Annotated in this window: 15 protein-coding genes; 6 read left to right on the forward strand and 9 right to left on the reverse strand. The window is 74.4% G+C overall.

The genetic code is table 11. The features are described from left to right. The first annotated feature begins 42 nt into the window (after positions 1-42). Positions 43-2,544, forward strand: coding sequence for a protein kinase (locus OG276_RS06745; protein WP_266903559.1), 2,502 nt, complete (start codon positions 43-45; stop codon positions 2,542-2,544). Between the two features lie 37 nt (positions 2,545-2,581). Here OG276_RS06745 and OG276_RS06750 read toward each other — a convergent pair whose 3' ends face one another. Further along, positions 2,582-3,628 carry a M4 family metallopeptidase gene (locus tag OG276_RS06750; protein WP_266903560.1) on the reverse strand — a complete coding sequence of 349 codons (1,047 nt, stop codon included), beginning with the start codon at positions 3,626-3,628 and terminating at the stop codon, positions 2,582-2,584. Between the two features lie 168 nt (positions 3,629-3,796). On the opposite strand from OG276_RS06750, the gene OG276_RS06755 reads away from it, so the two are divergent. The 4 genes from OG276_RS06755 (at position 3,797) to OG276_RS06770 (ending at position 7,856) form a co-directional block, all read left to right on the forward strand. Further along, complete coding sequence (locus OG276_RS06755) at positions 3,797-4,585, forward strand: RNA polymerase sigma factor (protein WP_323182404.1); 789 nt, start codon at positions 3,797-3,799, stop codon at positions 4,583-4,585. After that, a complete protein-coding gene (locus tag OG276_RS06760) occupies positions 4,582-5,571 on the forward strand; it encodes a hypothetical protein (protein ID WP_266903561.1) in 990 nt (329 codons plus the stop codon). Before OG276_RS06755 ends, OG276_RS06760 begins: the two co-directional genes overlap by 4 nt. A 240-nt stretch (positions 5,572-5,811) precedes the next feature. After that, entirely contained in the window at positions 5,812-7,074 is a 1,263-nt protein-coding gene (locus OG276_RS06765; protein WP_266903562.1) for a VWA domain-containing protein, read from the forward strand. Beyond that, on the forward strand, positions 7,074-7,856 hold the full coding sequence (locus tag OG276_RS06770) for a hypothetical protein (protein ID WP_266903563.1): 783 nt from the start codon (positions 7,074-7,076) through the stop codon (positions 7,854-7,856). The genes OG276_RS06765 and OG276_RS06770 overlap by 1 nt, the downstream gene beginning before the upstream one ends. Positions 7,857-8,019: 163 nt before the next feature. On the opposite strand, the gene OG276_RS06775 is transcribed toward OG276_RS06770, so the two are convergent. The 4 genes from OG276_RS06775 to OG276_RS06790 all read right to left on the reverse strand — a co-directional run bounded on the left by OG276_RS06775 (position 8,020) and on the right by OG276_RS06790 (position 16,376). Beyond that, positions 8,020-11,688 carry an SAV_2336 N-terminal domain-related protein gene (locus tag OG276_RS06775; protein WP_266903564.1) on the reverse strand — a complete coding sequence of 1,223 codons (3,669 nt, stop codon included), beginning with the start codon at positions 11,686-11,688 and terminating at the stop codon, positions 8,020-8,022. After that, positions 11,685-12,764, reverse strand: coding sequence for a MoxR family ATPase (locus OG276_RS06780; protein WP_266903565.1), 1,080 nt, complete (start codon positions 12,762-12,764; stop codon positions 11,685-11,687). Before OG276_RS06780 ends, OG276_RS06775 begins: the two co-directional genes overlap by 4 nt. 187 nt (positions 12,765-12,951) lie before the next feature. Then, positions 12,952-15,069 carry a caspase family protein gene (locus OG276_RS06785; RefSeq protein WP_266903566.1) on the reverse strand — a complete coding sequence of 706 codons (2,118 nt, stop codon included), beginning with the start codon at positions 15,067-15,069 and terminating at the stop codon, positions 12,952-12,954. Further along, positions 15,066-16,376: an alpha/beta fold hydrolase gene (locus OG276_RS06790; protein WP_266903567.1), complete on the reverse strand. Its 1,311-nt coding sequence runs from the start codon at positions 16,374-16,376 to the stop codon at positions 15,066-15,068. The genes OG276_RS06785 and OG276_RS06790 overlap by 4 nt, the downstream gene beginning before the upstream one ends. 265 nt (positions 16,377-16,641) lie before the next feature. Here OG276_RS06790 and OG276_RS06795 point away from each other — a divergent pair, with 265 nt between their 5' ends. Further along, complete coding sequence (locus OG276_RS06795) at positions 16,642-18,990, forward strand: immune inhibitor A domain-containing protein (RefSeq protein WP_266903568.1); 2,349 nt, start codon at positions 16,642-16,644, stop codon at positions 18,988-18,990. Between the two features lie 39 nt (positions 18,991-19,029). On the opposite strand, the gene OG276_RS06800 is transcribed toward OG276_RS06795, so the two are convergent. The 4 genes from OG276_RS06800 to OG276_RS06815 form a co-directional block, all read right to left on the reverse strand. Further along, positions 19,030-19,407, reverse strand: coding sequence for a VOC family protein (locus OG276_RS06800; protein ID WP_266903569.1), 378 nt, complete (start codon positions 19,405-19,407; stop codon positions 19,030-19,032). Between the two features lie 58 nt (positions 19,408-19,465). Continuing rightward, positions 19,466-20,938, reverse strand: coding sequence for an NAD(P)/FAD-dependent oxidoreductase (locus tag OG276_RS06805; protein ID WP_266903570.1), 1,473 nt, complete (start codon positions 20,936-20,938; stop codon positions 19,466-19,468). Positions 20,939-21,102: 164 nt separating this feature from the next. Beyond that, positions 21,103-22,704 (reverse strand): triacylglycerol lipase, encoded by a 1,602-nt coding sequence (locus tag OG276_RS06810; RefSeq protein WP_266903571.1) that lies wholly within the window; start codon positions 22,702-22,704, stop codon positions 21,103-21,105. A gap of 92 nt (positions 22,705-22,796) precedes the next feature. Then, positions 22,797-23,756 carry an oxidoreductase gene (locus tag OG276_RS06815; protein WP_266903572.1) on the reverse strand — a complete coding sequence of 320 codons (960 nt, stop codon included), beginning with the start codon at positions 23,754-23,756 and terminating at the stop codon, positions 22,797-22,799. Positions 23,757-23,832 lie beyond the last annotated feature (76 nt).

Consider the following 23,832-nt stretch of genomic DNA (forward strand, 5'->3'; position numbering starts at 1 on the left):
AGGGTGCCGCCGACGGATGTACTCGGTGGGGTGGGGCGGGACATGACACTGCGGGACGGGGATCCGCGCGCGATCGGCGGGTATGTCCTGATCGCCCGGCTGGGTTCCGGCGGGATGGGCACGGTGTACTCGGGGCGGGCCGCTTCCGGGCGGCTCGTCGCGGTGAAGCTGGTGCACCAGCAGTTCGCGGACGACCCGGAGTTCCGGACCCGGTTCCGGCAGGAGGTGGCGGCCGCCCGGCGGGTGAGCGGGGCCTTCACCGCCGCGGTGGTGGACGCCGACCCGGACGCGGAACGGCCCTGGATGGCCACCCAGTTGGTGCCGGGGTGGACCCTGGGCGCGCGGGTGAAGGCGGACGGGCCGCTGCGCGGCAGCGCGCTGCGCGTGCTCGCGCTGGGACTGGTGGAGGCGCTGCGCGAGCTGCACACCACCGGGGTGATCCACCGTGACCTGAAGCCGGACAACGTCATGCTGACGGACGACGGGCCGCGGGTCATCGACTTCGGGATCTCGCGGGCGGCCGGGCAGCAGACGCTGACCTCGACCGGGCAGATCCTGGGGACGCCGCCGTACATGTCGCCGGAGCAGCTGTCGGCCCCGGCCCGGGTGCGGGCCTCGTCGGACGTGTTCTCACTGGGCTCGGTACTGGCGTTCGCGACGACCGGGCGGGGGCCCTTCGACGCGGAGTCGCACTACATGACGGCCTACCGCGTGGTGTCGGAGGCGCCGGACATCGCGGAGCTGGCCGATCCGCTACGGGCCGTGGTCGCGGCCTGCCTGTCCAAGGAGGCGGCCGCCCGGCCGGGACCGGACGAGCTGCTGGCCGCGCTGGCGCGGATCCCGGCGGCCGACTGGGAGAACCCGCTCCGCGAAGGCGACGGCCGCGGCGGGGAAACCCGTAAGCCCGTCGGGGCCGGGACCTGGACCGGCTCGCGGGCCGGCGACGAAGCGGGGCCGGGGGCGGGCGGCGACGCCGGCGCTGACGCACGTACAGACGCGGGCACAAACGCGGACGCGGACGCCGACGGCACCGGAACCGCCGCGTCCCGGGAAGGGACCGGGGACACCGGCGGGCCGCTCACCCGGCCTTCGGGGCCCCCGACCGGCCCCGCCGGCGACCCGGTGGCCCTGCGGCCACGGCGGATGTCCGGGCCGCGCCGACGCGCCCTGCTCACCGGGGTACTCGTGGCTTCGCTGCTGGTCGGCGGCGGGTACTACTTCGGGTTCGCCCCGCGGGAGGGCGGCACACGGGACGACGCCAAGGCCCCCGCCTCGTCCTCCGGAACACCCGGCCCCTCCGGCGGCGCATCGCGTACGCCCTCCCAGCCGACGCCCACCGGGAGCCTCGCCCCGTACCTGGCCACCGACGGCGGCAGCCCGGGCGGCAGCCGTGCCTACGCGGACTCCCCCGCCCGGCGCCCCGCCGGGTGGCGGGCCTGGGACGGCATCAAGGAGATGGCGTCCTGCGTGTACGCGGCCTACTCCCTGGTGTGCACGTCGCCCGACCCCGGCAAGGACCATTCGGGCGACGGGCTCAACCGGTACGACGCGGCGACGGGCAAGCTGCTGTGGGGGCAGCTGCTGCAGGACGGTGTGGACGGGCAGCCCCCGCTGGTGGCACCCGGGACGGTGGCCGGAACCCACACGGTGATCGTGCCCGGCAGCAAGGGGTTCACCGCGCTGGACCTCGCCGAAGGCACCCCCCGGTGGGAGTTCCCCACCAAGGAGAAGCTGAAGCGGGCGGTCCTGGACGCCGACGGCAGCCGGGTGTTCGCGGTCTCCGCCTCCGGCACGGTCACCGCCCTGGAGACCCGGTACGGCAAGCTCCTGTGGCAGCAGCCGGTGTCCGGATCCGAGGACGGCTACCCGGCGCTGAGGGTCGACGGGGACCGGGTGTACGTACAGGGGCGGACCCAGAAGGCCGACATGGGGTTCCAGACCTTCGTGACCGCCCTCGACGGGGCCACCGGGAAGAAGCTGCCGTTCGGGACCCCCCAGGACGGCACCCGGTTCGCGATGCCCGGGACCTGCGAGACCCGTGGGCTCACGCTGGCCAGGGATGTGTACGACGACACCGTCTTCCTGTGCAGCAAGGAGAACGGGGCGGGTGTGCTGCGCGGCGAGCCGGCCCATCAGCGGAGCGCGGACCTCCCGTACGCCGGAACGACCCTGTCCGGGCCCGCCGCGGCCGGGGACAAGGTCTACCTGATGGCGACCGCGGCGGGCGGCGAACCGGGCTTCATGGAGCTCAACCAGGAGTCCGGCGGCGCCGTGTGGCGGATTCCGCTGGCGAAGGAGTGCACCGACCCGGAACGCCCGGAGGCCGCGAACGCGGTGGTGGTGACCGACGGGCTGGCCTACGTACGGTGCCGGACCTCGGGCGTGGTCATCGACCTGGCCTCCCGCAAGCAGACGGGCAGGTTCACCGTCCCGGGCGGCGTCCGCCCGGGAACGGACGGCCCGGCCGGCTTCCTGGTGGTGGGCGGAATCGTCTTCACCCCCACCGCCAAGGGGTGGTCCTCCGTCGAACCCTCCCCGGTCTAGCGGGTGTTCTCCGGGAGGATCAGGATCCAGACGATCTCTAGCCGACGCCGGGGATCTGGCGGTCCCTGAACGCCGTCCGGACCGCGTCGGCGGCGCTCGTCCCGTACATGCTCCGTGCGGTGGCGATCGTGGCGAGCGCCGCGTCCCGGAAGCTGGTGTCGGGGGCGAAGTCGAACTGTGCGTTGACGATGATGCGGTCGGCCGTCCTCGCGCCCAGGGCCCCGCGGATGTCGAGGAGGGCGCGGGACCAGATCTCGCCGTCCGCGTGCACCTCCCCGGTGCGGTCCGCGTAGACCTTGTCGCCGTCGATGCGGCGCAGGCAGTGCGGGGCCGCGCTGTAGCCGACCGAGTCCCAGTCGGCCACGCACGCGGGGTCGGTCCCGCGCGGCCAGCCGCGGACGGCGGCGGCGTGGTCGCCGACCGAGACGGCCAGGTAGTCGCCGAAGGCCTCGCCTATCGCCCCGGCCTCCGGGGAGGTGCCGAAGCCGGGGACCTGCGCGTGGTGCACCGCGTGCCCGTACTCGTGGACGATGACCTCCGCGTCCTCGGCGTCGTCGACGCCGCCCTTGCCGAAGCGGATCTCGGCCTTCTTGTCGGTGAAGAAGGAGTTGTCGGCGCCCCACTGGTTGATGCGCACGGGCTGGGCTCGGTCGTTGGCCCCGGGCAGTTCGCTGCCGAAGCCGAGGCCCTGCAGGTACTCCTGCGCCTCGTTGACCCAGAAGTAGGCCATGACCTGCTCGAATTGGTCGTCGGCGCGGTTGTAGCGGCCGGCGTCCCGGGCGGCGGCGGGCGCCCCGGTCTCCGACTTGATGTACGCCCACCGGCCGGAAAGGCCCCCGCCGGCGTCCAGGTTGCGCAGCGCGGCCGAGGCGTAGGCGGAGTCCGGTACGGCGCCGGCCGAGTCCTTGGCGTCGACGAGCGTCTGATCACCGGTGGACTGGACGGGGTTGACCATGAAGACGCGGCCCTGGGGCGGGGCGGACGCGGGCGCCGAGGCGTCGGCCGAGGCCGGTACGGCCAGGCCGAGCACGGTCAGTGACGCGATCACGGCAGCGGAACGGCCGCGGGAGGTACGGCGGGGCATGGACATTCTCCTGTGCTGGGCGTGTGGTGCCGGAAGAACGTGCGTGGTGCGGTGCGGTGCGGACGCGATCCTTGCTCAACGTCCCCGCGTTTGACCAGCCCCGGAGCGAAGCAACCGATCCGGCGGCCCGTCGGTGGGGGATGAGCCCTCGGGTCCGGGTGGCGCATGATGTCCCGCGTGCACACTGCGGAGGAGTTCGGCGGAGCCGACAGCGGAGCGGGCAGCGGAGCCGACAGCGGAGCGGGCAGACCGGGGGCCCGCGCGCCGGGAAACCGGAGCGCCCCGGGGGACATGACGGATGCCGTCCGGGCGGCGCAGCAGGGGGACGAGGCGGCCTTCCAGGCCCTGTTCCGCGCGGTGCAGCCGGTACTCCTGCGCTACCTGACCGTCCTGGTCGGTGAGGACGCGGAGGACGTGGCTTCCGAGGCCTGGCTCCAGATATCCCGGGATCTGGGCTCGTTCACCGGGGACTTCGACGGGTTCCGCGGCTGGGTGTCGACGATCGGCCGGAACCGGGCCATGGACCTGCTGCGGCGGCGCCGCCGCAGACCGTCCGTGAGCGTACCGGTGGAGTCCCTGCACGACCGGGCGGCCGCGGAGGACACCGAGGGGGCCGCGCTGACCACGATGGGGACCGGCGCGGCGCTCGCCCTGATCTCCCTCCTGCCCCGCGACCAGGCGGAGGCCGTGCTCCTGCGGGTGGTCATGGACCTGGACGCGGCCAGTGCCGCACGGGTGCTGGGGAAGCGAGCCGGGGCGGTACGGATGGCCTCGCACCGCGGGCTGCGCAGGCTCGCCGAACTCCTCGAACAGCAGGGTGTGGGGGGCGCGGGGGCCGCAGGGGCCGCGGGCAGTGGGGGCATAGCGGGTGAAGCGGTCGATCCGGGGCGGTCTGAAAGAACTTCTGCCCCAGGAGTGACACCGACGACGGCTCCGACGCTGAAGGGCACGACATGAGCACCCACCGATCCCGCCGGATCGACCGCGCCACGGCCGAGCAGTTGCTCGCCGATGCCCGGTCGCGGGCGTCGGGCACGCAAGGCATGTCCGAGGCAACGGAGTTGGCGGAGTCGTCCGGCACCTCGGGCGGCCACGAGGCACTCGCGGGGCTGCTCGCAGCCGCCGCCGCTCCGGCGGGGAAGGCCGAACTGGCCGGCGAGCAGGACGCCCTGGCCATGTTCCGGGCCGCCCGCCTCGCCCCCGCGGCCGACCCCTCGGCCGCGCCTGCGGCCACCCACTCGGCCACACCGGCACCCGCAGCCGTAGCCGTAGCCGTAGCCGTAGCCGCACCCGCACCCGGATCCGCAGCCCCCACCGCTCCCGCCCCGACGCCCCGGAAGCGGTCGCTGCGCACCCCGGCGACGCTCCTCGGTGCGAAGGTCGCGGCCGCCGTACTGGCTGCCGCCCTCGGCGGTGTGGCCGTCGCGGCCGGTACGGGCAACCTCCCCCCGGTCCTCGGCGGCGCCCCCGCGCACGGCCTCCCGGCCGCCTCCCCCGCGCCCGCCACCCGGGTCACGGACGCGCCGTCCCCACGGGTGTCCGGCCGCCCGTCCGCGGTGGTTCCCGCCGACCTGGCCGAGCTGTGCCGGGCCTTCACCCGCGCTCCCGGCCCGCGCCCCGAAGAGGCCCTGGCCGAGCAGCGGTTCGCCGCGCTGGTCGCCGCGGCGGGAGGCCGGTCCCGCGTTCCGGGCTACTGCACCCCCGTCCGGGGCGACGGACCGCAGCCGAGCGGCTCCGCGCCATCCGCATCGCCGACGCGCAACCCGCGGGCCGGCGCCCCCACCCATCCCGGCAAACCCGATCCGAGCCGACGTCCCGTCACCCCGGGCCCGGGCGCCGGGGAGCACGGGCCCGCCACCCGTCCGCCGGGCCGCCCGAGCACCCGCCCGTCCCCGCCCCGCGGGGACGTCCCGACCGGGCGTCCCCGCGGCGCGAACCCCTGACCCGGGCCGGGATCCGGTCCGGCGCAGCGCGGGTCGCCCCCGTGTCCGTACCCCCACCCGGGTCCCGTCCACCGCGCCGTGTGGACGCACCGCGGCGCCCTCGAACCCCGCCCGTCGGGACGCCGACCGGTCGGTGCGAGCGCGCCTGGTCACCGTCGGCGTACGCCCACGACTGCCCGGAACGAGCCGGGAACAGGTGCTCGGTTTGGCGGGTGCGGGGAATCTCAATACGATCCGGCGATGATCACTAGAAGATGGGTGAGGGCCAGTGCGTGCGGCCTGTTCGTCACCCTCGCTGTCGGGTTGTTCCCGTCAGGTGCCGCCGCCGGTGAACCGGTGGCGAAGGAAGCTCCCAAGGTCGAGTTGGTGCTGGACGTCAGCGGCTCGATGCGCGCACAGGACATCGACGGGCAGACCCGGATGTCCGCGGCGAAACAGGCGTTCAACGAGGTACTGGACGCCGTGCCCGACGAAGTGCAGCTCGGCATACGGACCCTGGGCGCCAACTACCCCGGTCCCGACAAGAGCCTCGGCTGCAAGGACACCAAGCAGCTCTATCCCGTAGGCCCCTTGGACCGGACCGAGGCCAAGACGGCGGTGGCCACGCTGGCCCCCACCGGGTGGACGCCCATCGGACCGGCGCTGCTCGGGGCCGCCGAGGACCTGAAGGGCGGCGACGCCACCCGGCGGATCGTGCTCATCACCGACGGCGAGGACACCTGCGCCCCGCTCGACCCCTGCGAAGTGGCCCGGGACATCGCGGCCCAGGGGATCCACCTGGTCATCGACACGCTCGGGCTCGTTCCCGACGCCAAGACCCGCGACCAGCTGATCTGCATCGCCGAGGCCACGGGCGGCACTTACACCTCCGTGCAGCACAAGGCCGAACTGTCGGGCAGAGTACGGCAGTTGGTGGGCCGCGCGGCCACGCCGGTGGTCAATCCGGTGGCCGCCGAGGGCGCCAAGGAGTGCGCGGGAGCACCAGAGTTGAAGCCCGGTCTCTACAGCGACCGCGAGAGCTTCTCGGAGCACCGCTGGTACCGGGTCTCCGTGGCACCGGGCCAGGAACTGCGGGCCTCGGTCAGCATCGGGTCCGACCGCGCCGTGAACAACGACTACGGCGTGCTGCTGCGCGCCACGACGACGAGCGGCCGGGAGATCGTACGCGGCCAGGAGGCCGGCGACGGGCGGACCGACCTGATCTCGTCCGGGCTGCGCTACCCGAAGGCCGGGGACGCGGACGACGAGGAACCTGCCGAGACCGTGTGTCTCCAGGTCAGCAACTCCTTCTCGGCGCCCGCCTCGGTCAAGACCACCCCGGGCATGCCGGTCGAGCTGACCATCGACGTGGTGGACGGCCCGGACGGGGCCTCCGACGTGGCCTCCTTCGGCCTCGGCCGCGGCTGGTGGCTGCTCGGCGCACTGGCGCTCACCGGCCTCCTCGCCGGACTGGTGTGGGGCTGGGTCTCGCGCTGGCGTATCGCGGTCTGGAGGACCAACTGATGAGTGCCCTGAGACGTGAACGACGCGTGCGGCGCGCGCTGACCGCCGCCCTGCTCGTGGGCGGCGGCCTGCTCGGGGTGGCGGCCTCGCCGTCGCCGAGCCCGAGCGGCACCGGGGAGGGTCCGACCGAGGCCGGCACGGCCTTCCGTACCGCCACCCCGCTCCAGCTGGACCAGGACGCCACGGCCGACGCTTCCACGGGCGACTACCTCTACTGGGTGCTCCCCCTGGACTCGGGCCAGCGCGCCACCGTGCGGGCCTCGGTCACCCTGCCCGCCGCGACCGGCCGGCACTCGGCCTCCACGTGGCAGCTCGACGTGTACGACGGTCTGCGCCGCCGCCAGCCCTGCATGTACGGCACGCAGACCGGTACGGCCTCCAAGGACGCCGCGGCCGTCGACCTGTCCTGCACCCTGCGCCCGGTCCGCTCGGGCGCCGACCAGTGGGCCAACGACCCCCTGCCGGGGGCCTATTACATCCGGCTCACGGTCACCGACCTCGCGCAGGAGGACCTCGGCCAGCCGGTACGGGCACGCCTGCGGGCCGAGGCCAAGGACGTCGGCGGCGCCTACGCCGCCGACAACGCCCTGGCCGTACCGCTCGTCCCCGGCGCCGGCACGGCGTCCGGTGTCGAACCGGCCGACGGCTGGTCGGGCTCCTGGTGGTCGGACCGCTGGCTCTGGACGGCGGCCGGCGGTCTGCTCGCCGCCCTCGCGGGCATCGGCGGCTACCGCCTGACCCGCGGCGCCGGCCGCCCGGGACGGGTACCGCCCACCGCCTGACCCCGGCCCGGGTGCGGGGCCGACAGGCCCCGCACCCGGGAATGGCGCGGCATCCGCACGCCGGAGCCCTCGGCTTCGGCTTCGGCTTCGGCTTCGGCTTCGGCTTCGGCTTCGGTCCCGGCCCGTTCTCCCCGCTCCCGCGGGGCGGGAGGCGCTCGGCGGTTCAGGGCCTCCGCGCGCCGGAACCTCCGTCCCGGCCGCCCAGGCGGAACGTCGCGGAGCCCGTGGGCGGCAGGAGCGGCCGCCACGCTTCGGGAAGCGCCGCCGGATCGGCGAAGGTCACGTTCACGAAATCCCCGGACCCCGCGAAGTCGGCCCCGGCGAAGGTGGCCCGGTCCGCGAAGACCGTGTCGAAGAAGGCCGTCAGGGCGGCGAAGGTCGCACGGTCGAAGGTGACCGGCCCCTGGAAGCGGACCTCCTCGAACCGCAGATCGGCTCCCCACACCGTAGAGGCGAAGGAGACGGGCCCCTGGAAGACCGTCCGCCTCAACTTGCTGCGGCCGCGGAAGACCGCGTGCGCGAACTCGGCCGCCCCCCGCACCCTCATCCCGCTCATCCGTGCCCCCGCCCACAGTTCGGCCATGGTCAAGTCGAGGCCCCGGGCGAACTCGGCGTCCGTGAAAGTGGCGTTGCCGTCGAAGTCCGCCCTGACGAAACGCGCTTCGCCGTCGAACACGGCCGAGTCGAAGGTCGCGCCGCGCCGGAAATCGGCCCGCCCGAAGGAGGCGCTCTCCTTGAAGTGGACCGCGTCGAACCCCGCCCCGCCTTCGAAAACGGCCCGGTCGAAGGAGGCCGCGCCCTCGAACTCCCCTCCGGGCGTCGCCCAGTCACCGGTGAACCGCGCCCGGTCGAAGCGGGCGCGCCCCACCCGCACCTGCCCCACCCCGGGCTCGCGCAGCGCGAGCAGCAGGTGGCCGAGCAGGTCGTCGCCGAGGGTGGTGCCCCGCAGGTCCACCTCCGCGCCCGGTCGCAGCGCGTGGAGGTACTCGGCCCGTTCCACCGCCGCCACATGGGTGAGACAGCGCAGGCGGCCCGGCAGGCGGACACCGATGCACCCGCCGGGATCCGCCTGCGTGCCGCCGTACCCGCAGCGCGGCCAGTCGACGCCCGGGACCTCGATCCTCAGCTCGGCATCGATCAGCGCCCGCCCCACCTCGGCGGCGGAGGCGGACCAGATCCACCCGCGCGGCTCCGTCCCCGTGTGCGCCAGCGGCTCGGCCGCGAGGGTTTCCAGCCCGCGGACACCGAGCAGTGATTCGCCCTTCACGACGACGACCGTTGCCGGGTCCCGGGAACCGGCCGGCCTCCGGGCGCGCTCCGCGCCGTCGGCCAGCGCCCCGGCCTCGTCCGCCGCCGGTCCCCGCAGATCGGGCGTGAACCGTCCTCCGGCCAGAGCCACCACCAGGGAGATCTCCCATTCGCCGGAGCCCGCGCGCAGCCGCTCCAGCGCCGGGGGGAGCGCGGCCAGCAGTCTCCCGGCCCTGGCGAGGGCGCCCGGATCCTCCAGGGGGACGAACAGGGCCCCGTCTCCTGCGGAGAACACCGAGCCGGCCCCGCCCGCGCCCGTCTGCGCCCGCAGGAGGATCTGGGTCACTTCCTCCGTCGCCGACCGGTCGGCCGGCCCCTGCTCCACCTGGATCCGCACCGCCATGCAGACACCCGAGCGTTCCCTCCCGGTACCCGCGTGCGCCGCCACCACCGCACGGAATCCGGGCTGCTCCAGCAGGGCCTGCCCCGTGAGGAACACCATCCGGTCCGGCAGCACCGAGTGCACGATGCCCGCCAGCAGGCCGTCCCGGGAGACCGGGGAGCCCGTGTAGTGGGTCCAGGCCTCCGGTTCGGCGGAGAGCCGGACGAGCTCGCCGTTGCGCTCCCCCTCGTACGGGAGCACCTCGGCGGCCAGCGCCACCGCCTCGCCCTGATCCGTCGCACCGTCCACGACCAGGTGCTCCCCCGGGGCCGCGAACCCCTCCGCCCAGGCCGGCTCCGCCCGGTCCGCGGAGTCCGCCAGGTCCACCTCGGAGACGAGCAGGAGCACTTGGGGCGACCCTCCGTCTCCCCAGGCCTGGCGGCAGAGGAACTCCTGGTCTTCGACCCTGACCCAGGCGAAGTCGCTCGGGCGCGGGTTCTGCGCCGCATCACCGACCGTCAGGACCAGTCGGGGCGACAGCAGCACGCCCACCGCCTGCGGATCGCGCTGCGACTCGTAGCGGACCCGCACCACGCGGTCGGCCAGTCCCGACACCGGCCCGGCGGCGAGGGCGAACGGCATCGCACCCGGGGCCAGTTCGCGGCGCCCCCTGCCACGGGGCCCCCGGCGGATCGCCGTGAAGTCCCGGCCGGTGCCGCGCTTGTGGGACATGTACTCCCACACGCGCCGCCGCACCAACTCCCGTACGGCGGCCACGTCTCCGCGCAGCTGCGACCCGAGCAGGGCTTCCCGTACGCCCGGCAGGAACTCGAACTGGGCCGAATCGGCGTCCTGTTCGCCATCCCAGGGGGCGAGCAGCCCGCCCAGGGCCACTTCCGCGAGGTGGCCGTGTTCGGACTCCCGCAGCAGGGAGCGGCGTACGAGGGTCATCACGGGCAGGGTCAGCGGTACGGCGGCCAGGTGGTCGGCGAGACGCTGGGCGGTCGGAGAGGCGCTCGCGCGGAAGCGCTCCACCGCCTCCAGGGGGTCCGGAACGAGCTTCGGGGCGCCGGGTGTCCCGTACGGGCCCCCGCGCGCGGGTTCCGCGTCGAGGCGCAGGCACGCGAGGCGCCGCCACCGGCCGTCCCCGGACACCACCCGCACCAGCCGGGCCAGACTCCCGGAGGCGATGCCGACGACCGGGATCACCGCCCCGCCGCCGCGGGCCCGCCGGGCGGCCGGGACCCGCTGCCAGGAGCGGGTGGCAGCGGCGGGCCGGTCCGCGCGCACGGCGAAGGGGACCGGCTGGACCGCCCCGCGCGTCCAGAGCCGCTCGGGCAGGACGTTCAGTACGGCCACGGCGTTGTGCGCCGACCACTGCCGCAGCACACCGCGCAGGGGGGCTTCGCGCCAGCCGCCGGCGACCGTGTCGGAAAGGACCAGGATCAGCCGCCGGCCCGCCGGGTCGACCAGCTCCAGGGGGTTGCGGGGCGGGCTGTCGCGATGGTGCGCGACCATGGGGGCGCCGCCGGGGCCGGTGCCCGTGAGCCGCCAGGTCCGTACGTCGCGGAAGACCCCGCTGCGGGTGAGGACCCCGCGCACCTCCTCCACCAGGTCGGACCAGAGCAGCATCGAGTGGTGCGAGTCGACGACCAGGGCCACGTCCAGCCAGCGGCTCTCGGCGGGGCGCAGGACGGGGGTGAGCACCATCCGCTCGATGCTGCGCTCGACGGTGAGCTGTTCGTCCAGCTCCTCCCCCGGGCCGCCGATGCTGCGGCGGCCGATCGGGCGCAGGGCGCGCATCAGGGCGAGCGGGTCGTCGAGGGTGGCGGCGCGCGGCAGCCGCACCGCGGTGCCCCGGCGTGCGGCCGGCGCGGGCGCGCGGCCGGGGGTGGCTCCCGCGGCCCGGCCGGCGACGGGCTCCGCGGGACCCTCGGGGGCGGGGGCCTGCGCGGGTGCGGGGAAGTACTCGACTCCCGGTTCGACGGCGCCGCCGCGCGCCTTGGCGGGTAACTCCGTCCCGTCGAGGGCGGGTTCGGGTCCGGCTTCCGGGGGTGTCCCGGGGCGCTCCGGGGGCAGGACGGACGCGTCCACCCGGGTGGCGAGCCACAGGATGTCGGCGATCTCCTCCGCCCCGACCCCGGGGCGCGGGCCGATGTCCTCGGCGCCTTCGGCCAGGGCGGCGAGGAGCTTCTCGATCACGCGGAGGGTCCGGTGAGGTGGTGCATGACGGTGGCGAGGAAGCGTTCGCGGTCCCCGGGGGCGGACCAGGCGCCGGCCAGGCGGAGCTGGATGGCGTTGAGGAGCTGGTCGGTGGCGAGGTCGCCGTCCTCGGCGCGTTCCAGGAAGCTCCGCACGAGCTCGCGGTACTCCTCGCTGTTCTCGATGTCGACGCCGAGCCGGCCGCGCACGATGCGGGCGAGCTTGTCGGGTCCCGGCGGGTCCAGGTGGAGCCGGACGCAGCGGCGCAGGAAGGCGGGCGGGAAATCGCGTTCGCCGTTGCTGGTGAGGACCACGATGGGGAAGTACCTGCACTGGACGCGGCCTTGGGAGATCCGGACGGCCCCGCCCGTGTCGTCGTCGGTGCCGATGGCGACGGTGGGGGCCTCCTTGACGAGCCGGGCGAGCTCGGGGATGACGAAGCCGCCGTCCTCGAAGACGGTGAGGAGGTCTCCGGGGAGGTCGATGTCGCTCTTGTCGATCTCGTCCACGAGCAGGACGCGGGGGCGGTCCTGGGGCAGGAGGGCCGTGCCGAGGGGGCCGAGGCGCAGGTAGCGGGCGATGGACGGTCCGCCACCGGCGGGGGCGGGGGCGGGTGCTTGCCCGCTCCCGCCCGGCGCGGCCGGCTCGGCGCCGGGCGTGCGCAACTGCTCCAGCCCGGCCTCCTGGAGCCGGCCGATCGCGTCGTAGAGGTACAGGCCGTCGCGCAGGACGGTGCGGCTGGTGACCGGCCAGTGCAGGACCGGCCCCAGGCCGAGGTCGGCGGCGATGCTGGAGGCGAGCGTGGACTTGCCGACACCCGGCTTGCCGGTGATCAGGAGCGGCCGGCGCAGGTGCAGGGCCGTGTTGACCACGTCCTTCTCCAACTCGTCGGGTACGTAGCCCTCGCCGCGCCGCCAAGTGCGCTCCCAGGCCGGCCCCTCGCAGCCGGGGGGCGCGTACGCCGGGTCGGGGACGCCCTTGAAGTCGCGCCAGGGCGGTGGCGGTCCGGCCTCCAGCCTGGCCCGGCGTTCGGCGGCCTCGCCGGTCCCTTGGTACAGCCACCAGTCCTTCACCACAGCCTCTGCCTCCATCGTCGGTGTCGCGGGCCGTCGCCGCGAGCGGTCATCGGGATCGGTGCCGGATTCGGATTCGGAGTCGAAGTCGGGGGCGGGGGCGAGGGCTTGATCGGGCGCGGGGCCCGGCCCGGGGTCCACCTCGGGGTCCGAGGAGAAGTCGGCATCGGCGTCGGTGTCGTGGGCGGGTTCAAGCCAGGGACCGGACGGTGAGGGTGTCGTCGGGATCGTCCCACAGGAGGACCAACCGGTCTCCCCCCGGCGGCTGTCGGCGATCCCCGCCGGGGGCGCCCGCGCCCGCGACGGCCGCCGCCCGGCGCACCGCGCGCACGCGGGCGGGCAGCGCGAGCACGTCGAGTGCGCCGGGGTCGGGCGGCCGCCCGTCCTCGCCGGCCGGTGCCAGCAGATCGAGCAGGCCGCCCGCGGACCCGCCCGGAGCCGCCCCCCGGGCTGCGGCGGGGTCGGCGCCCGCCGGGTCGGGGCGGTGCCAGAGGGCCACCGGGACACCGCCCTCCAGGACGGCCTCGACCACCGCCGCCGTGATCGCCCCGGCCCGGGTGTGTGCCAGTACGCACGCGGGCGCCGGTCCCGCGCCCAGTTCCATGCCGAGCCCGTCGTCCGCGTCCGCGTCGGTCACCACCCGGACCGCCTCCGGGTGCCGGCGGCCCTGGGCCCACAACCAGCGCCACTTGCCGCGCCATTCGGCTCCGGTGTACTCCCGCTCCTGCGGGCAGCGCACCACCACCTGGTAGAGCACGCCCAGGGGCCGGGTCCGCCTGCCCGGGCCGCGCGGGACCGGCCACTGGTCGAAGTCCAGTTCCAGCAGTTCGTACGGCACGTGGAACTCGATCCGCTCCACCGCGCCGGACGGCCGCCCGGCCTGCGCGTCGGCGCCCGACACCCGTGCCGCCGCCATGAGTTGTCGTACGAGTGCGTCCCGTACCGCCTCCAGCCGCACCGGTTCCCCCTCCGATTCCCAGATGTGCTCGGTCGCCTCCCGCCGCAGCCACATCCGGGCGAGGAACCCGTCCTCCCCGCCCGGCGGCGTCTCCAGCCGTACGTGCAGGGCCGTCCTGCGGGGCGGCGGGGGCGGGGGTGGCAGCGCGGGCAGGGCGAGGCGGTCGCGGGTGTCGCTCACCCAGTCGCGCAGCCGGGCCGCCCACCGCTCGTCGCCGGGCGCTCCCTGTTCCGCGAGGAACCGTACGAAGGGCACCGGGAGCGGCATCCCGCCCGGCCCGCCGAGGCGTTCGTCGAGGTCCTGGACCACCTCCAGCAGGGTGTCGCCGGGCAGGCCGCCCCGGGCGGGGGCCGCGCAGCCGGCCGCCTTGAACGCCCACAGGTACGCCTCGTAGGCGCAGCGCGGCAGGTCGCGGTCCTCGAAGAGCTCGCCGAGCCCGTCCCAGGCGGCCTGGTCGAGCCGGCCCGCGCGCGGGGGCGCCAGCCCGGGGGGCCCGTCATCGGGGAAGTCGAGGAAGGAGCAGGCGTCCCAGTCGCGGTCCACGACGAACTGCGGGAGCTGCCAGCCCTCGCCGCGTTCGCGCAAGTCCAGGAAGGTGCGGTGGATGGAGCGGGCGGTGTCGGCGAGCCCGGTGACGGCCTCGCGCACCGGGCGTTCGCCGAGTTCGGCGAGGAGTTCCTCGGTGAAACGGCCCGCGCCGCGCTCGGCGTCGTTCTTCGCGGCCTCGCCCTCGCGGGAGGCGTACAGCCGGAACTGGCGCCGTCCCGGGACGGTGGCGCCGCCGCCGTAGTCGCTCGTGCCGAAGTTCCACCGGGCATCGCGGGGTGCGTCGACCCGGCAGGCGTCCACCAGGGCGGCCTGGTAGCGGAAGAGCTCGCGCTTGACGAGGCTGGTGCGCCACCAGCGCAGCGCGGAGTCGAGGTTGAGGTGGCGGATCTGGCCGGGCCGGGCGTCCGCCGAGGGCAGCATGAGTTCACCGCGGCGCGGTTCCGTGTAGCCGTGCCCGGCCCAGAAGATCACGAGCAAATCGCCGTCGCAGGCGGGAAGTTCGTCGAAGAGCACCGATTTCACGTTCGCCTCGGTCGCCGGGCGGTGCGTGGTGCGCAGGGCCTGCAGTGCGGCGGAGTCCGACCAGTCGAGGGAGTCCGGGTCATCGAGCGGGGACAGCAACAGCCGTACGTGGCCGGGCGGCACCTCTCCCGGTCCGGTCAGCCATCGGGCGAACCGCAGGGCGTCGCGGGCCGGGCCGCGCAGGTTCCAGTGGCGGCTGACGTCGTAGCTCTCGACCCCGGCGACGAGCGCGAAGGTGCGCGGCCCCAGGTCGCGGGGCAGGAGGTCGAGGGAATTCACCCGATCTCCGCTTCGGCCACCGCCTGTTCGATGCGTGCGTAGAGGGAGTCCTGTTTCCAGTAGGCGCTGTGGCAGGCCGGGAAGGGCTGGCGGCTGGCGATCTCCTGGTCGCTGACGCGCGGGTCGCCGGGGAAGACGGGCTCGGCGAGGTAGGAGAGCACGTCCTGGCGGTCGTAGACGTTGAGCCAGCGCGGGAAGGCGTACGGGAGCCTGGTGCCCGGCACGATCCCGGCCAGGGCGCCGAGTTCGTGGAGGAAGGGCGCCTGCGAGCCGACGGTGACGAGCAGTTCGACGCCGGGCACCGGCTCGCCGCGGGCGGCCGCCAGGGCGAGGAGGTCGACCAGGGCGATGCCGCCGAGGCTGTGGCCGATGAGTACGGTCGGCCCCGGCTCCGCGGTGATCCGCTCGTGCAGGAAGGCACGGAGGTCGGCGCCCCGGGCCTGGTAGCGCAGGATGTCGCCGAGGGCGGGGGTGGCCCCGACGGTGAGGGAGCCGCGCCAGGCGTTGAGCAGGGGCTGGGTGGTGACGCGCATCGCGAGCCGGCCGAGGACGGCGGCGGCGCGGGCGCCGGGGACCCGGGCGTCGCCCCCGAGGCGGGCGGTGATCAGCTCGACGAGGCGGTCGCGTTCGGCTCCGGTGCAGTCGGCCTCGGCTCCGGCCGAGGCGAGGGCGGCGGCGGTCACCGCGCGGGCCAGGGCCTTGGCCAGCTCCCGGGCCTGCGGCTCGCCGACGGCGCGGGCCCCGGCGCGGGCGGCCTCGGCGGAACGGGAGACGGTCTTCAGGGCGGCGGGGAATCCGGCGGCGAGGCCGGTGCCGAGCAGTAACGCGGCCTGTTCGCCGCCGTCGGGGACCGCAGAGAGTTCGGCGAGCTCGGCGAGCAGGTCCAGTACGCGCTCGCCCGCGGACTGCACGCCCGGCATGGCGAAGCCGTCGTCATCGGGTGCGCCGCCGGGGTGGCCAAAGGGGTGACCCTCGGGGTGGCCGACCGCGTGGCCGTCGGGGTCGCCGTCGGCCGCGGTGTCCCAGCCCGCTTCCGCCAGCACCCGCAGCTCGCAGAGCGGGTCGGCGACCAGCAGCCCCCACTCGGCGATCTCCTCGTCGTCCGGGCCGGGGGCCGCGCCGGGAGCGCTCAGTCCGGGCACGGAACGGCCCTGGGCGCTCAGGGTGGCCCCGTACCGCTCCCCCCAGAAGCAGGAGTCGACTCCCGCCCCGGGGAACCGGGCGGTCAGCCGGTCCCGGACCAAGGCGAAGAGCAGGTCGTGCCGCTCGCGCCGCACCCCCGTGCCGTGCACAAACAGAAATCGCATCGCGGCTCCGCCCCCTCGCACAGTCGTCCCCCGCTCGGCACGATAGCGCCGCGCGGCGAACGGGGCCCTCGGAACGTCGAGTTCGGGAGCCGGGGCGGACACCCGACCGCACCGGGCATCCGCCCTGGCCGCACCCGGCAGCCCGCTCGACCGCACGCGGCGGCCCGCCCCCTCCCCCACACCTATCAATCACCTGTCACATGTGAAATATTACTCCCGCTCCGGCCAACCCGACCGACCGGAACCTCCAGAAAGGTCAGCTACCTTGCGCAGACTCGCTGCGGTGGGAGCGGCGATATCCCTCGCCCTCCTCGCCGCCCCCGCGCTCGCCGCCACCGCACCCCCGACACCGGCCCCGACGCCCGCCGGGCAGCAGCAACAAGCCGATCAGCAGCAGGCCCGGCAGGCCGCCGCCCCGCCGCCCGCGCCCCTGGAGCTCCAGCGCCAGGCCCTGCGCCGCCAGGCCCTCGAAGAGGTGGCCGCCGGCCGCCCCGGCGGCCTGCGCGCCGAGGCCGACGGCAGGCTGCCGCGCCTGGCCAAGGTGGGCAAGCGGTACGTCGAGCTGGCCCGGGAGCGCAAGGACAAGGTCTTCGTGATCCTCGCCGAGTTCGGCGACCAGGTGGACACCACCACCGAGTTCGAGGGCAAGCCGCGCTTCGGCGGCGCTCCGGGCCCGGCGCACAACACGATCGGCAAGCCCGCCGCGGACGACAACCACACCCTGTGGCGCAAGGACTTCGACCGGTCCTTCTACGCGAAGCAGTTCTTCTCCACCGACCCGCAGTCGGCCTCCCTGCGCGCCTACTACCGGCTCCAGTCGTCCGGCCGGTACGACATGGACGGCATGGTCACCGACTGGGTCAAACTCCCCTGGAACGAAGCCCGTTACGGCACCGACAACTGCTCCGAGTCCGGCCAGTGCCGGACCAACTGGGACATGATCCGGGACGCCACCGACTCCTGGTACAAGTCCGAGCGGGCGAAGGGCCGTACGCCCGAGCAGATCAAGGCGCAGCTCGCCGAGTACGACGTGTGGGACCGCTACGACGCCGACCACGACGGCAACTTCGACGAGCCGGACGGCTACCTCGACCACCTCGTCGTCGTCCACGCGGGCAAGGACCAGACCTGGGGCGGCGGTACGCAGGGCAAGGACGCCGTGTGGGCGCACCGCTGGTTCGCCTACTGGAACCAGGCCGGCAGCGCGGGCCCGGAGGGCAACAAGGCGGGCGGCACCCCGGTCGGCGACAGCGGCATCTGGGCCGGCGACTACCTGACCGGCGGGGAGAACAGCGGCGCGGGCCTCTTCGCGCACGAGTTCGGGCACGATCTGGGCCTGCCCGACCTGTACAGCTCCGACGGGGACAACAGCGTCAACTTCTGGTCGCTGATGTCCTCGGCGTCCTACCTGGGCAAGGGCCGCAATTCCACGGGCGAGTTCCCGGGCGACCTCGACCCCTGGAGCAAGCTGCAGCTGGGCTGGCTCCGGTACACGGAGGCCGACGCGGGCCGCACGACGCGGGCGACGCTCGGGGTGTCCGGCTACAACACCGAGGATCCGCAGGCCCTGTTGGTGCACCTGCCGCCGTCCTCGACCACGACCGAGCTGGTCGACCCGTACGAGGGTGGCAGCCAGTGGTGGAGCGGCACGGGTGACTTCATGGACAACACGCTGTCGCGCACGGTCGATCTCTCGGGGATCGCGGCCGGGACGGCGGCCCGCCTGGACGCCCGGGTCTGGTACGACATCGAGCAGGACTTCGACTACCTGACGGTGGAGGCCTCCACGGACGGCGGGGCCGCCTGGACGGCGCTGCCGGGCACGGTGGACGGCGCGCCGATCGGGTCGAAGGGCATCTCCGGCACCTCGTCCGGCTGGACGCGGCTCTCGGTCCCCCTGGACCAATTCGCGGGTACATCGGTCCAGTTGAGGCTGCGCGTCACCTCGGACAGCAACACCCACGGCAAGGGCGTCACCTTCGACGACATCCGCGTCACGGCGGGAGCCGACGGCCGGGAGCTGCTGCGCGACGGAGCGGAGCAGGGCGCGAACGGCTGGACCGCGGTCAAGTGGTCGCGTACGGAGGGCCGCACGGGCAGCGAGCAGCACCCGCGCGCGTACTTCGTGGAGAACCGCCGCTACACCGGCTACGGCAACCTGCTCAGGACCGGGCCGTACAACTTCGGCTTCACGGGCGACAAGGTGGAGTTCTACCCGTACCAGCAGGGCGTGCTGATCTGGCTCTGGGACACGGCGTACAGCGACAACACCACCAAAGCGCACCCCGGCGGCGGCATGCTGCTGCCCGTCGACTCCCGCCCGGAGCCGCTGACCCACGCGGACGGCACACTGCTGAACGCGCGGGCGCAGACCTTCGACGCCCCCTTCTCCCTCGGGAAGAGCGACCGGATCGTGCTGCACAAGGCGGGCGCGCCGACCGTGATCCCGGCCCGGAGCGGCGTACCGGTCTTCGACGACCGCCACGGGTCGTACTGGAACGCGGGACTGCCGCAGCTCGGGGTCAAGGTGCCGGACACCGGGACCCGGCTCGCGGTGGTGAAGGAGGCCGCGGGCGGGGCGCTGACGACGGTACAGCTCAGCCCGTCGAAGTGACCTGCCACAGCTGAACGCGGGGGTGGCGGGGACCGCCGGTCAGTGGCGCACCAGGCAGAAGGGGTGGCCGGCCGGGTCGGCGTAGACCCGCCAGCCCTCGCCCGCCCGGTCCCCGTCCAGCGGGGTGGCACCGCAGGACAGAGCCTGCGCATGGGCCGCGTCCAGGTCCGCCACGGCGAAGTCCAGGTGGAGCTGCTGGGGCCGGGCCGGGTCCGGCCAGCGGGGCGGCCGGTGGTCCTCGGCGTACTGGAAGGCGAGGACCTGGCCGGCCGGGAGGTGCAGGGTCGCCCAGGTCGCGTCGGTCGCCCAGCGCCGGTCGGGACGGTTGACCTCACCGCCGGTCAGGCGCTGGTAGAACGCGGCCAGCGCCGCCGGGTCGGGACAGTCCAGCACCACGCACTGCATCTCGGCGATCATGAACCGATCCTAGGGCGTGTCTTTCGGAGCAGGCCGGGCCTGCTCCGAAAGACACGCCCTACGCGTTGCGGCGCTCGTGCCGCTCCACCGGCGGGGCGTGGTGGGCCGGGTAGGCGGTGGTTTCCGGGGTGGTCGGCAGGTGCCGCTTGGACAGGACGCGGAGCATCGTGACGGGGTCGAGCAGGGTGCCCGGCGGCCTGGTCAGCGACAGCACGCCGAAGAAGCGGGCGGCGATCGCCTGGTCGGCGTTGGCTCCCGCCATCACCCGGGACATGTAGCGCTGCAGGATCCGCGTGGCCCGGTCCGGCGGCGGCCCCTCCGTCACCGGGTACCGCATGTCCTCGCTGGTGGCGATCTGCCAGGGCACTGCGGCCGCCGCGAGGGTCCGGCGCTGGATCCGGCGGGAGGCCGCGGCGATCTGCTCGGGGTCCAGGGTGCGGATCTCCTTGGCCAGGGTCTCCGCGGCGAGCGCGGCGACCGTCATCCCGTGTCCGTACACGGGGTTGACCCGGCAGGCGGCGTCACCGAGGACCACGAAGCCGGCCGGCCAGTGCTCCAGGCGCTCGTAGTGGCGCCATTCGTTCATGTTGTTCCGGAAGGCGGTGGGCGAGGACAGCGGGACCGCGTCCCGGATGGCGTCGTACAGGGCCGGACTGCGCAGGCTCCGGGCGAACGGGAGGAACTCCTCCTCCTGTACGGGCGGCGCGTGTTCGCCGTTGCCGACGAGGGTCACCAGCCAGCGGTCCCCGTCCAGCGGCATCAGCACACCGCCGCGCGGGAGTTCGGGCCGGCCCTGGACGTACATGCCCTGCCAGCGCCGGTCAGGATCCTTCGGGATCTCGAAGTAGCGGCTGGAGTAACCGAGATGGGAGTCGTAGCGGGTGACCGCCGGCGCCGGGTGGCCGAGGGCCGTGAGCCAGGCGGGGGCCTTGGAGGAGCGTCCGGTCGCGTCGACGACGAGGCGTGCGGCCAGCCGCTCGCCGCCGCGCAGTTCCACGCCGGTGACCGTACGGCCGTCCGGCCCGGCCACGAGCCCGGTGGCGGTCGCACCGGACCGGACCCGGACGCGTGCGTTGCGGAGCACTTCCGCGCGCACCGTCGAGTCGAGCAACTCCCGGCTCGCGAGCAGCACTCTGGCCCCGGACACCGGCCCGAACCAGTCGGCCGGGCTGAGCCAGAGGAAGTCGCGCGGCGAGTCGAAGAGGCCCGCCCCCGCCGCCACCAGTTTGTCGGTGATGCCCGGCAGCATGAGCTCGATCAGCTCCACACCCCGCGACCACAGGATGTGCGCGTGCCGGGACTGGGGTATCCCGGGGCGGAACACCGGCTCGCCCTGCGGCAGTTCGTCCCGCTCGATCAGGGTGACCCGGGGGAACCGCATCGCGAGCACCCGTGCGGCCAGCAGCCCGGCCATGCCGGCGCCGAGGACCACCGCATGGTCCCCGGCGCGGTCCTCGGCGTGCGGTCCGGTCTGCGCATCGGTCTGCGGGCCGGTGGTACGTAGGTGGTTGTCCGTCGCGTCGTCGTCCATGCCACCAAGTGTGGCCGCGAACGGGGCGCCCTGGTCAGGCCCCGGACGGGGCGCCCGGGGGCTCGACGGGGGCGGACGGGCTCATGCCGGGGCGCGCCCCCACCGGGCCCCCGGCCGGACCCCCGGACGGACCCCCGGACGGCCTCGTCGGGAGGGGGGCCGGATCAGGGGCAGAGGACGGTCCAGGTCACCTTCACGTGCCCTCCGTCGTCCCCGCGGAAATCGCTGGTACGGGTCCCCGGCTGATCCGTGTACGGATCCCAGGCCACCGTGCCCCGGGCGACCAGGTCGTCGGCCGAGGAGGCGTCGTAGTCCCAGAGGAAGACGCCGATCTCGAACGGGCCGGGCCCGTACGTGGCCCCCGAGCCGACGCGCTGGTAGAAGTACGGGTCGGGGTCGGTGCGGCCGCCCTGGTTGGGGAAGGTCGACGGGTCCGAGCCGGAGCGCGACCACACGGCGGTGCGCGCGCCGTCACCGGTGCGGACCGCGATGTCCCCGTAGAGCGCGGGGCGGGTCGTGCCGTCGTCGAAGTAGGTCAGTTCCGCCCGGTCCACGCGGACCCGGCAGGCGGGGACGCCCTGCACCGGGGTGACGGTGTAGGTGACGGAGGCCTCGCCGCCGTCCACCCCGGCCATCTTCGCGGTGAACCGGCCGAAGCCGAGCGCCGGGTCCCAGTGGACGCGGCCGGCGGCCATCACGTCGTCGTTGTTCCCGGCGCTGTAGTCGGCGTCGACGAGATAGGCGGTGAGGGTGGCCCGGCCGCTGAAGACCTGACTCCGGGTGGAGTCGTCGAGGCCGAACCACGGGTCGTAGTCGGGAAAGGCGGTGGCGCCGGACCGGTCGCGGTGCCAGAGGGAGCGGGCCGTCCCGTCGGTGGTGAGGGTGAGCCCGTCGTAAAGCTCGGGTCCGCTCTCGCCACTGGAGGTGAACCGGGCGGAGTCGACGGTGATCCGGAACGGGCCCTTCTTCAGCTCTACTTCGCTCACCGGGTCCTTGGAGAACTCGGCGACGATCTGCCGGCGCACCCAGTCGTTGCCGAGCAGCCCGTAGTGCGCGGGGCAGCCGCTGTCACCCACCGGCAGGACGTGGTTGACGGCTCCGGCCAGCTCCGTGGAGCGCGGGGCGCGGCTGTCGCCGGGCGGGATCTGCTGGTCGCAGGTGGAGCTGAAGGTGGTGTAGCGGGTGGCTCCCGGGGTTTCGTCACCCGCGTTGAGCGAGTTCAGGAAGGGGCTGCCCGGAGTCATGTCGGCGAGCGAGGCCGCGTGGATGTCGCAGAAGGTCGCGAAGGGTCCGCAGGGCGCGGCGTCCCCCGCCCCGTGATTGGGCCCGCCGAGCGAAACCCAGGCACGGACCCGCGAACTCCCGCCGTCCTTGAGGTACTTGCGCGTCAGCAGCGATCCCATGCTGTGAGCCACCACGTCAACCGGCCGGCTGCCGAACCGTTCGGCGAGGAAGGCACCGAAGCGGGCGGCGTTGGAGTCGTTGGTGGCGGCCCAGTCGTAGCCGAATTGGGCGAGGTCGCTGGAGAGCCACCCCTGGGCGTGCAGGTGGTCCTCCAGCCCGTCGAGAGAGGCCGCGGTGTCCCCGAAACCATGGACGAGCACGACCGGCGTACGCCGCTGCGCGCGGGCGGCGCCCTCCACGGCCTGATCGGCCCGCGCCGTCGGGGCGGTCAGCAGGGTGGCGACGAGCGCCGCGGCGAGGGCCGCGGCCAGGGCGACGAGCATCGGGAACAACAGGGGCACGGGCAGGGCGGATCTGCGCATGGCTCTCCCAGGGGGATGCGGCGTGACGCGACTCGGGACTCGGACTCGGCAGCCTGAAGTGACTGGCGAGTAGCAAGTTAGCCCCCGGGGATTCAGCGCGATAGAGACGCGTACGAGACTCCGGTGAGCTTTTCCGAGGCGGCCCAGAGCCGTTCGCCGGACTTGTCGTCCAGGGTCCATTTCGCCCGCCAGGAGCGGTGCGGCGCGCCGCGAACGCTGAACCGCGGCCCGATGAACTCGTCCGGCCGGACCCCGGGCGCGGTGGCCGCGTACAGGGTGGGCAGCGCGCCGGAGGCCGCGGACTGGGCGATGACCCCGTTGCCGATGACGACGCCGAGGCCGTTGGCGGCGACCGCGAGCCGCGAGGTGAGGGTGGTGCCCGCCTGCGGGGCCGCCGCGACGTGCAGGTTGGTGGAGGAGTAGCCGGGGTGGGCGGCGGCCGCGACGATCCCGGATCCGGCGCTCGCGAGGCGCCGGGCGAGCTCGTGGGTGAAGAGCAGGTTCGCGGTTTTGGAACGGCCGTAGGCAATCCAACGCCGGTAGTTCCGCTCGCCGTTGAGGTCCTCGTGGTCCACGTCCCCGAAGACGTGGAAGCCGCTGGAGAGGTTGACGATCCGGGCTCCGGGCGGGGCGTCGAGGAGCCGGGGCAGCAGAAGTCCGGTGAGGGCGAAGTGACCGAGGTGATTGACCCCGAACTGCGTCTCGAACCCGTCGGCGGTCCGCCCGTACGGCAGGGCCATCACGCCGGCGTTGTTGACGAGCAGATCAAGGGCCCCGCCCCGGCGCCGCCCGTACGCGGCAGCGAACTCCCGCACGGAGCGCAGCTCTGCGAGGTCCAACGCCATGAACTCCACATCAGCGCCGGGCAGTTCGGCCCGCAAAGCGACCTCGGCGGCCCGCCCCCGGGCCGCGCTCCGGCAGGCCAGCACCACCGAGGCGCCGTGGCGCGCGAGTTCCCTGGCGGCGGCGTAGCCGATCCCGCTGTTGCCTCCGGTGACGATGGCCGCCCGCCCGCTCTGATCCGGCATCCGGCTAGCCTTCCAGCCCGCCATGGCAGCTCCTCCCGTCCCGGCGCCCCCACGGCCCACCGGCCCCCGCACCCTACTCCCGGAGCCCCGCCCGAAATCG

Origin of the sequence: Streptomyces sp. NBC_00086, from assembly GCF_026343255.1 — a bacterium.
GTDB lineage: Bacteria > Actinomycetota > Actinomycetes > Streptomycetales > Streptomycetaceae > Streptomyces.

Excerpts from the sequence above, each read along its gene's own strand:
- OG276_RS06815 (WP_266903572.1), bottom strand. The coding sequence starts at position 23,756 with ATGGCGGGCTGGAAGGCTAGCCGGATGCCGGATCAGAGCGGGCGGGCG.
- OG276_RS06755 (WP_323182404.1), top strand. The coding sequence starts at position 3,797 with ATGTCCCGCGTGCACACTGCGGAGGAGTTCGGCGGAGCCGACAGCGGA.
- OG276_RS06810 (WP_266903571.1), bottom strand. The coding sequence starts at position 22,704 with ATGCGCAGATCCGCCCTGCCCGTGCCCCTGTTGTTCCCGATGCTCGTC.
- OG276_RS06770 (WP_266903563.1), top strand. The coding sequence starts at position 7,074 with ATGAGTGCCCTGAGACGTGAACGACGCGTGCGGCGCGCGCTGACCGCC.
- OG276_RS06760 (WP_266903561.1), top strand. The coding sequence starts at position 4,582 with ATGAGCACCCACCGATCCCGCCGGATCGACCGCGCCACGGCCGAGCAG.
- OG276_RS06765 (WP_266903562.1), top strand. The coding sequence starts at position 5,812 with ATGATCACTAGAAGATGGGTGAGGGCCAGTGCGTGCGGCCTGTTCGTC.
- OG276_RS06750 (WP_266903560.1), bottom strand. The coding sequence starts at position 3,628 with ATGCCCCGCCGTACCTCCCGCGGCCGTTCCGCTGCCGTGATCGCGTCA.
- OG276_RS06745 (WP_266903559.1), top strand. The coding sequence starts at position 43 with ATGACACTGCGGGACGGGGATCCGCGCGCGATCGGCGGGTATGTCCTG.
- OG276_RS06800 (WP_266903569.1), bottom strand. The coding sequence starts at position 19,407 with ATGATCGCCGAGATGCAGTGCGTGGTGCTGGACTGTCCCGACCCGGCG.
- OG276_RS06790 (WP_266903567.1), bottom strand. The coding sequence starts at position 16,376 with ATGCGATTTCTGTTTGTGCACGGCACGGGGGTGCGGCGCGAGCGGCAC.
- OG276_RS06805 (WP_266903570.1), bottom strand. The coding sequence starts at position 20,938 with ATGGACGACGACGCGACGGACAACCACCTACGTACCACCGGCCCGCAG.